6 protein-coding genes and 1 pseudogene are annotated in these 8,310 nt (G+C 37.8%); 1 reads left to right on the plus strand and 6 read right to left on the minus strand.

The features are described from left to right. Nucleotides 1-10 precede the first annotated feature (10 nt). From MMP60_RS13085 to MMP60_RS13095, 3 genes are all read right to left on the minus strand, one after another. Nucleotides 11-790, minus strand: a complete 780-nt coding sequence (locus MMP60_RS13085) for a transglutaminase family protein (RefSeq protein WP_241336773.1) — start codon at nucleotides 788-790, stop codon at nucleotides 11-13. Beyond that, nucleotides 787-1,389, minus strand: a complete 603-nt coding sequence (locus MMP60_RS13090; protein WP_241336774.1) for an alpha-E domain-containing protein — start codon at nucleotides 1,387-1,389, stop codon at nucleotides 787-789. Before MMP60_RS13090 ends, MMP60_RS13085 begins: the two co-directional genes overlap by 4 nt. Before the next feature lie 85 nt (nucleotides 1,390-1,474). Further along, entirely contained in the window at nucleotides 1,475-3,025 is a 1,551-nt protein-coding gene (locus tag MMP60_RS13095; protein WP_241336776.1) for a circularly permuted type 2 ATP-grasp protein, read from the minus strand. 212 nt (nucleotides 3,026-3,237) lie between these two features. Between MMP60_RS13095 and MMP60_RS13100 the strand changes: the two genes are divergently transcribed. Continuing rightward, nucleotides 3,238-4,248 carry a WYL domain-containing protein gene (locus tag MMP60_RS13100; RefSeq protein ID WP_241336777.1) on the plus strand — a complete coding sequence of 337 codons (1,011 nt, stop codon included), beginning with the start codon at nucleotides 3,238-3,240 and terminating at the stop codon, nucleotides 4,246-4,248. Between the two features lie 372 nt (nucleotides 4,249-4,620). On the opposite strand, the gene MMP60_RS13105 is transcribed toward MMP60_RS13100, so the two are convergent. The 3 genes and pseudogenes from MMP60_RS13105 to MMP60_RS13115 all read right to left on the minus strand — a co-directional run. Continuing rightward, complete coding sequence (locus MMP60_RS13105; RefSeq protein WP_241336782.1) at nucleotides 4,621-5,940, minus strand: adenylosuccinate synthase; 1,320 nt, start codon at nucleotides 5,938-5,940, stop codon at nucleotides 4,621-4,623. Nucleotides 5,941-5,997: 57 nt separating this feature from the next. Beyond that, nucleotides 5,998-7,164: an ATP phosphoribosyltransferase regulatory subunit gene (locus MMP60_RS13110; RefSeq protein WP_241336784.1), complete on the minus strand. Its 1,167-nt coding sequence runs from the start codon at nucleotides 7,162-7,164 to the stop codon at nucleotides 5,998-6,000. A gap of 204 nt (nucleotides 7,165-7,368) precedes the next feature. Continuing rightward, nucleotides 7,369-8,244: pseudogene (locus MMP60_RS13115) on the minus strand (hypothetical protein); the annotation flags it as partial. Nucleotides 8,245-8,310: the final 66 nt, after the last annotated feature.

An 8,310-nucleotide genomic window follows, 5' to 3' on the forward strand; every position in this document is an offset into this window, starting at 1 on the left:
CTCTTTACCTTCAACAAGCCAAAACTTGAACTACAGACATCATACTTTCCACTCCTCCTTGTTCACGAATACCTCGAATTGGCGCAACATCTAAATAATCACGACCAACTGCAACATAAATATGATTTTTCGGAGTAAATATCTGATTACTTACATCAAAACAATACCACTCATTTTCCACAAATACCTCTGCCCATGCATGACTGGCAAGGTGGGGCTGATTTTCATCATAGATATAGCCAGAGACATAGCGAGCTGGTAATTGTAGCGCACGACACATGGCAATTAATATATGTGCATGATCTTGGCAAACACCTTGCTCAGCATAAAATGCATCAATTGCAGAAGTTGTAACCGATGTACTCTCAGGTTGATACTGAACCTGCTGTAGAATTTTTTCAGATAAAAGTACTAAATGCTTGCGATCTTTTACTTTTACAACCGCCTGCGCAAAGTCAAACATAGTTAAATCACAAGATGTTATTGCTGTACGCTGTAAAAAAAGCATGGGAGAAACATCAATGTCTACATAACCAAGTTCTGTTGCATATAAATCAATTACACCTTGCGCCATAATGGTCAAATAACGATATTCATGTCGCTGCGTTGCAGTAATCCATAGATTATTAAATGCATCTCGCTGACATGAATATTGTCCTGGCACACTAATATGCCAATTTTCAATATTTTGATGCATAGAACTCTGTGGCATCATTTTAATTGACTGCACACTGTTTCGCGCTACCTGTGTATAACGATAGTGCGTTTGGTGATTCACCATGAGTCTCATGAGAATGCCTCAAATTGGTTTTCCAATTTATATGTAAATGCATAAAACTGATTTAAATAAGGTTGATCTTTTAGGATTTCCCAACTTGGTTGCAAGTCATGCCACCCCAATTCAAACAACCGCCCAATAATTGGGTCAATCGAATCTATGGTATGGTCGATATTATGCTGAAATCTAAAATAAGTATCGATTTGCTCGACACATTGCCCAACATGGAAAAATAAGAAAATATCGTCTTGCTCTGCTTTTATAATAGCACAGCACTTTTCGATGATCCCCTGAATTGCCTCTCCGTCAGATACCGCATTTTTAATTATATAATTCAGTTCAGCATACGCCTGAGCGGTCAATAAACCGCGTAATTCTTGAATATTATCTCGAGCAATCTCAAGCTGACTTAACAAAGAATAAGGTTGTTGTTGATCCAACATAAACTGATTGAGACTTTCAGCATCATCAATATGCAAGCAAAGTGCTTGAGCAAAATGAGCTGCTTGCTCATCATCACAAAATGGTAAATAACTCGCAACATGACCAATTCTGAATAAATAACGACCTAACCAGTAAATATGATGAGCGCTTGAACTAAGTAAAACCATAAATGTCCTCCCTTATAGATGATCAAATCCTCCAAAGCACCACACTAAGCCAAGCACTTTGGATTAAAACGTTTAAGGAAAACACTCAAGAACGTAATGTTTCCACGACCCATGTATCTTTAATCCCACCACCCTGAGAAGAATTAACCACCAAGGAACCCGCTTGCATCGCCACACGAGTCAAACCACCCGGCACAATCTCAGTACGATAAGGAGAACTCAAAACGAATGGACGTAAATCAATATGTCGCTCAGCAACCCCTTCAGACGTTAATGTTGGTGCAACCGAAAGCGCTAAAGTGGGTTGTGCAATATATAAGTGTGGTGTTTCAATAATTTTTTGTCTAAATAGTTCAATTTGTTGCTGATCTGCTTGCGGCCCAATCAACATGCCATAACCACCCGAACCTTGAGCTTCTTTAACGACTAATTTTTCTAAATTATGAAGGACATAATCTAATTGTTCTTGGTCACGACATTGATATGTCGGCACATTATTTAAGATTGCCTTCTCACCCAAATAGAACTGGATCATCTGATCAACATAAGGATAAATTGATTTATCGTCAGCAACACCTGTACCCGGTGCATTTGCAATCACAACATTTTTTTGCAAATAAGCCGACATTAACCCTGCGACGCCTAATGTACTATCAGGTCTAAAAGTCAACGGATCAAGGAAATCATCATCCACACGGCGATAAATCACATCAACTTGCTGACGACCACGAATTGTTTTGACAAAGACTCGATCATTCTCAACAAATAAATCTCGACTCGTGACCAATGGCACATCCATTTCACGTGCTAAAAATGAATGTTCATAATAAGCACTGTTAAAACGACCCGGTGTTAATACCACAATAAGTGGCTTATCCACATAAGCATTCTCTTCTAAAATTGCTCTTAATAAAGTTGGATATTGTTCAATGCCTTGCAAATTATTGCTTGTACATAAATCTGGCATTAGTTTTTGGCTGATCTTACGACTCTCTATCATATAAGAGACGCCTGACGGTGTTCTTAAATTGTCTTCAAGTACAAAGAAATCACCTTGACCATCTCGAATAATGTCAATGCCGCTAATTTGTGAATAAACTTTCCCTTTAAGATGGTGCTTTAACATATGTGGTTGAAATGCTTCATGTGCAATCACCTGCTGTGCAGGAATAAGTCCCTCTTTTAAAATATTTTGCCCATGATAAATATCATCTAAAAATAAATTCAGTGCTTTCACACGTTGCGCACAGCCCGCCGCAATTTTTTCCCATTGTTTCTTTTCAATAACACGAGGAATAAGATCATATGGGATCGTTCGCTCAGCACCCTCTTGATCGCCATAAACATTGAACGTAATTCCTTGATAAAGGAAATGTTGCTTGGCTTGAACACCTAATGACCGTAACTCATCGAGACTACGAAGGCTCAACCATTGTTCAATTTTTTTCGAGGCTTCTGCATTAAAACTTTTATCATCTAACATTTCATTAAAAAATTCAGATTTAAGCTGCTCAAATAAATTTGGATTGACGTTGAGCTGTGGAATAAATGTAGACGAATGGACTGATACTGCTGCCGTTTGCTCTTGAGTATAATAATCCGCACTGACATGTAGGCTGTGTTCTTGTTCTGACATAGGAACCTCGTCTCATCATTTATTTATATTTCAAATAAGCAATTTCAATGCCACTTATATAAAACGATTACTTTTTCATCAGAACTAAGATCATTCAATAAATTGATGCTTGTTTCAGTCGTAAATACGTAATCTCAAGATGATGTACTTGCTAAATAGTGTTAGTTTTTTTATTGTGTTTGCTCTAGACCATTGAATTACGTATTACGCTTATGTCATCCGTACAAGAAAAAGAAACTTCCAATAGCCTTTATCGCCAATGGCAAATTTTATCGCGCCTTTCTACTGGTAAATGGATGGGAACACGCGAATTACAAGAGACTTTGCAGCGTGAAGGGATTGAAATCAGCCTACGAACCATTCAAAGGGATTTAAATCAAATCGCACTGCGCTTTCCAATTGAAAGCAATAAAACTGTACCGCAAGGTTGGCGCTGGCGTTCAGATGCGCCGATTCAAAGCTTGCCACATATGACCAGTTCTCAAGCCGTCACCTTTATGATGGTTGAGGAGCATTTACGACACTTACTCCCGCCGAGTTTACTTGAAGAAATGACGCCGTGGTTTGATCTCGCAAAACGCAGTTTATCCACCCAAAACAATGTTAGACAATGGATTAACCGAGTTCGTATCGTTCCTGCAACGCAACCCTTAATTCCACCTATGGTTGATAAGCAAGCCCAACAAGCAATTTATGAAGGATTATTACAAGACAAACAAATTGAATGTATTTATCGAGCAAGAACCCATCAAGGTGAAGATAAAACTTATATTTTGAATCCTTTGGCCTTGGTTCAAAAAGGTGCAGTAATTTATTTGATCTGTACTCGTAATGATAAAACTGAAGTACAAACATTTGCTTTGCACCGCTTTAAAGCAGCAACTGTACTCGATAGCCGTGCTTTACATCCTGTTAATTTTGACATTGATAACTATATTGAATCTGGTGCGCTTGGTTTCCGTGTGGATTACAACAAACCGACTGAACAGATTCAACTCAAATTGACGATGACAGAAAATACAGCAAAAAGTTTTTATGAAAGTCAGTTAAGTAAAGACCAAACGATTACACCTTTAGAAGAAAATATCGTTGAAGTATCAGCTACAGTTCCTTTTACGTCTCAACTGGTTTGGTGGTTAAGAAGTTTTGGTAAGAAACTCCTCAATATTGAACCCGCTGCTGTTTATAATGCAGTGAGAGAAGTTGAAGAAAATGCCCAATAAAAAAGAGAACATTTTCAGTTCTCTTAAATTTTTTATCACTTTTATATTTAAGTTTAGGGTTTGTTCTTATTATCTTAAACATGTTTAAACCAATTTCGCTCCCCGCCCGATCAAAATTGGTTTGTACCTTTTTCATCACTTTGAATTGAATCAACATTGGCATGCTAATTCATATCCATTGTAGCGAATTCTTTTTTTCGTCATCGTTAAACCCTCTTTATTTGAACGTAAAGCTAATATAACGAGGATTTTTTAAGCTGTGAAATAATAAAGATTGGAATAGAAAGCTGATTTTTTGCTAGGTATTTTAAATATCTAAATCTATAAAATAAAAAAGCTCCCATCAGGGAGCTTTCAATCATCTAAATCAGCTTATGCTGAAAATGGATGACGTAACACGATTGTTTCTGCACGGTCTGGGCCTGTTGAAACGATGTCAATTGGGCACTCAATTAACTGCTCAAGACGTTTCACATAAGCCAATGCGTTTGCAGGAAGTTGATCAATTTGAGTTAAACCAACAGTTGATTCGCTCCAACCTGGCATTGATTCATAGATTGGTTTTAAGCTTTCAAATGAAATTGCATCAGAAGAACCTGCACAACCTGAATCAACATCTTCATAACCCACACAGATTTTGATTTCTTCTAAACCATCTAATACATCAAGTTTAGTCAAGCAAATACCTGATAATGAGTTCACTTCAACTGAACGACGTAAGATTTCAGCATCGAACCAACCACAACGACGTTGGCGACCTGTAGACGCACCAAATTCGTGACCCACAGTACCTAAATGACGACCAATCGCATCACCCGTATCTGTAGCAGCATCGTAATGTAACTCAGTTGGGAATGGACCTGCTCCAACACGTGTTGTATATGCTTTAGTAATACCCAATACATAATCTAAATGTAATGGTCCCATACCTGAACCAGAGCTCACGCCACCAGCAGTGGTATTTGAACTTGTTACAAATGGGTAAGTACCATGATCGATGTCTAGTAATGAACCTTGCGCACCCTCAAACATGATTGACTTACCTTCTTTACGGTAATCATGTAACACTTTAGTTACATCAATCACTAATGGAGCAAGCACTTCACGCCATTCATTACAAAGCGCCAGTACGTCTTCAAACTTAACTTCATCAACACCGTAGAATTGAGAAAGTTGGAAGTTATGAAGCTCTAACATTTCCTGAAGTTTTTCTTCAAGTAATGCACCACCACGAATTAAATCTGCTACACGTACAGCACGACGCGCAACTTTATCTTCATACGCTGGACCAATACCGCGACCTGTTGTACCAATTTTGGCATTACCACGTTTTTTCTCACGTGCTTGGTCAAGTGCAATATGGTTTGGCAAAATTAATGGGCAGTTTGGTGAAATACGTAGACGTTCTTTAACAGGTACGCCTTCCGCTTCTAAAATTGCCATTTCTTTGATTAATGCTTCAGGAGAAAGAACAACACCATTCCCGATTAAGCACAATACGTTTTCACGCAAAATACCCGATGGAATGAGGTGTAATACAGTCTTCTTACCACCGACCACAAGCGTATGACCTGCGTTATGTCCACCTTGATAGCGTACGACCGCAGCCGCTTGATCTGTGAGCAGGTCGACGATCTTACCTTTACCTTCGTCGCCCCATTGGGTACCAAGTACCACAACATTTTTGCCCATAATAGCCTCATTACATCATGCTGTTAAAATTGGAAACTAAGTTTTTAAACTTAGCGATTAAATCTTTTCAATCACCCATTGTCCGTTTTGCAATACCATTTGATGGGTTGCATACGGCACCGAGCTTAAATCATCATGACCTAACAACTGCACCACGCGTAAACCTTGAGTACGTGCATCTGCAATTGCATTTAATAAATCTTGATGATTGCCTTTAGGAGCAACAATAGTTTCAATTTCTACAAACTGTGTTGCGCCTAAAGCATATAAATCACAACTAAATCCTGTCGCTGGACGCGCACGACCAAAATGCTCGCCAATACCATCATAACGTCCACCTTGAGCAAGTGGCGCAGCACGATTCGGTGCATAGATGGCATACATCAAACCTGTATGATAGTGGTAACTACGTAGCTCTACGACGTCTACACCAATATTCAAATTTGACCAACGCGATTGAATCTCAGCTAATGTTGTTTTCAATGCTTCAAACGCATTCTTAAAATCAACATCACTTAAAATATCTTGGCTCAAATGTGTTTGTAATGCATTCAAATCACTTGCATAACGACCTAAAGCATAAAAGTCAGCACCCATTGCTAAATCTTGGGTAAATTCTTCCAACTCTGGCAATGCTTTACGCTGATATAAATCAGAAAGCTGATCTTCTGTATTTTTATTGAGACCAGCACATTTGACTAAACTTCTGAATAAACCAACATGCCCTAAATCGAGGTGAACACCTTGTAAGCTATCCGTTTGCTTTAACAAACCAAGCATGACATCAATCATTTCAACATCAGCTTCGATGCTGTCATGGCCATATAGCTCTGCACCCAACTGTAGTGGCGCACGCGTTGCATTAAAGTTTTGCGGTTTTGTATGCAGGACTGTACCTGCATAGCAATAACGAGCAATACCTTCGATCGGACGAACATGCGCATCAATACGAGCAACTTGTGGTGTCATGTCTGCTCGTACACCAAGCAAACGACCAGAAAGTTGATCAATCACTTTAAATGTGACCAAGTCTAAATCTTGATTTGATTCTGAAAGTGAAGATAACGATTCGATGTATTCAATAAACGGTGTATATACCAATTGATAACCTCGAACAGCGAGGAAATCTAAAGCTTCCCGTCGCAAAGTTTCAACGACTTGCGCTTGTTCGGGCAATACATCTGCTACCCCATCAGGGAGCAACCATGTCTCTGAAATGGTCATGTTCCAAACCTAAAATCTGTTCAATGTGGAGGCATCCACACAAAAAGCAACCACATAAAAAAATCGGGTGAATGCCCGATTCAGCGTAGTGTAGCACGAAGATTTATGTGATGCACCTGAGAATTTGAATAAATCTTTACTGGTTGATTACAAATATATTAAATTATTTCTATAAAATTAACCAATAGATTCAATAGATTGAAATTATTTATCTATCGTATAGGACCAAGTTCTCCGCCCAAAAAACTGCCCAATGTCTGAACTATCACCTTGTTTCCAATTAATCATGTTCAATTTCTGAATCGCCTTGATTGCCTGTGTATTAAATGCAAAACAACCTTTATCTAATTTGGCGATATTTAAATGCTGATTTTGCACTAACCATGAATCTATTTGAGTATCACCACCTGAGTAAAGATGACTTTTCTCATAAGCCAAATTTTTATCTGCATTCCACAATGTATTTGAAATAAATTTGGATTGGCTATTTGTACTTTGGTTATCACTATTTCCCAATTTACTTTGTGTTTCAGCTGTTTCTAAATTTTCTAATGAAATTAAGTTATAACCATGCCACTGAGTATCTAAAAGCTTAAAATATTTTTTATCTTCATTCAGGTTGTTGTATCGAGAGAGAATTTGCTGTTTCTGTTCATTAAATGATGAGAACGAATCAAACTCCAACTTTGTTTCAATATAAGGTTGATTCCATTGAGTCTCTTTTAAACGATAACAATAACTATCGCTAGGAAATTTTGAATCTTTATAACGCTGATAAAACTTAATTAAATCTTGATCAAGTCGAGTATCTAAATCAGAAGTTAAATCAATATTTTCTCGATATCCTGGCAATACCCGATCAAATATATTTTCTCCATCTAATTTTACCAATTCAAAACTTAAATTTTGCTTGAGTTCGGGTGTACGCTCATAAGTCCATTGCGTAGCGGATATTCTTTTTAAAATATTAGTTTGCAATACTCCCTGCTCTAATATCTTAGTTTCAGTTAAGATTTTCTCATCTAAGGGCTTGTTCTGTGATTTTGAAAAGTAGATCTCTTGCGAAAGTAAGAAATGTTTTATACTGATCAGATGAGATATGAAAATTTAACACGATTTAATGATAAGGAATTCAAACGATTAGTT

The sequence above is a fragment of the Acinetobacter sp. ANC 4805 genome (assembly GCF_022549495.1).
Classification (GTDB): domain Bacteria; phylum Pseudomonadota; class Gammaproteobacteria; order Pseudomonadales; family Moraxellaceae; genus Acinetobacter.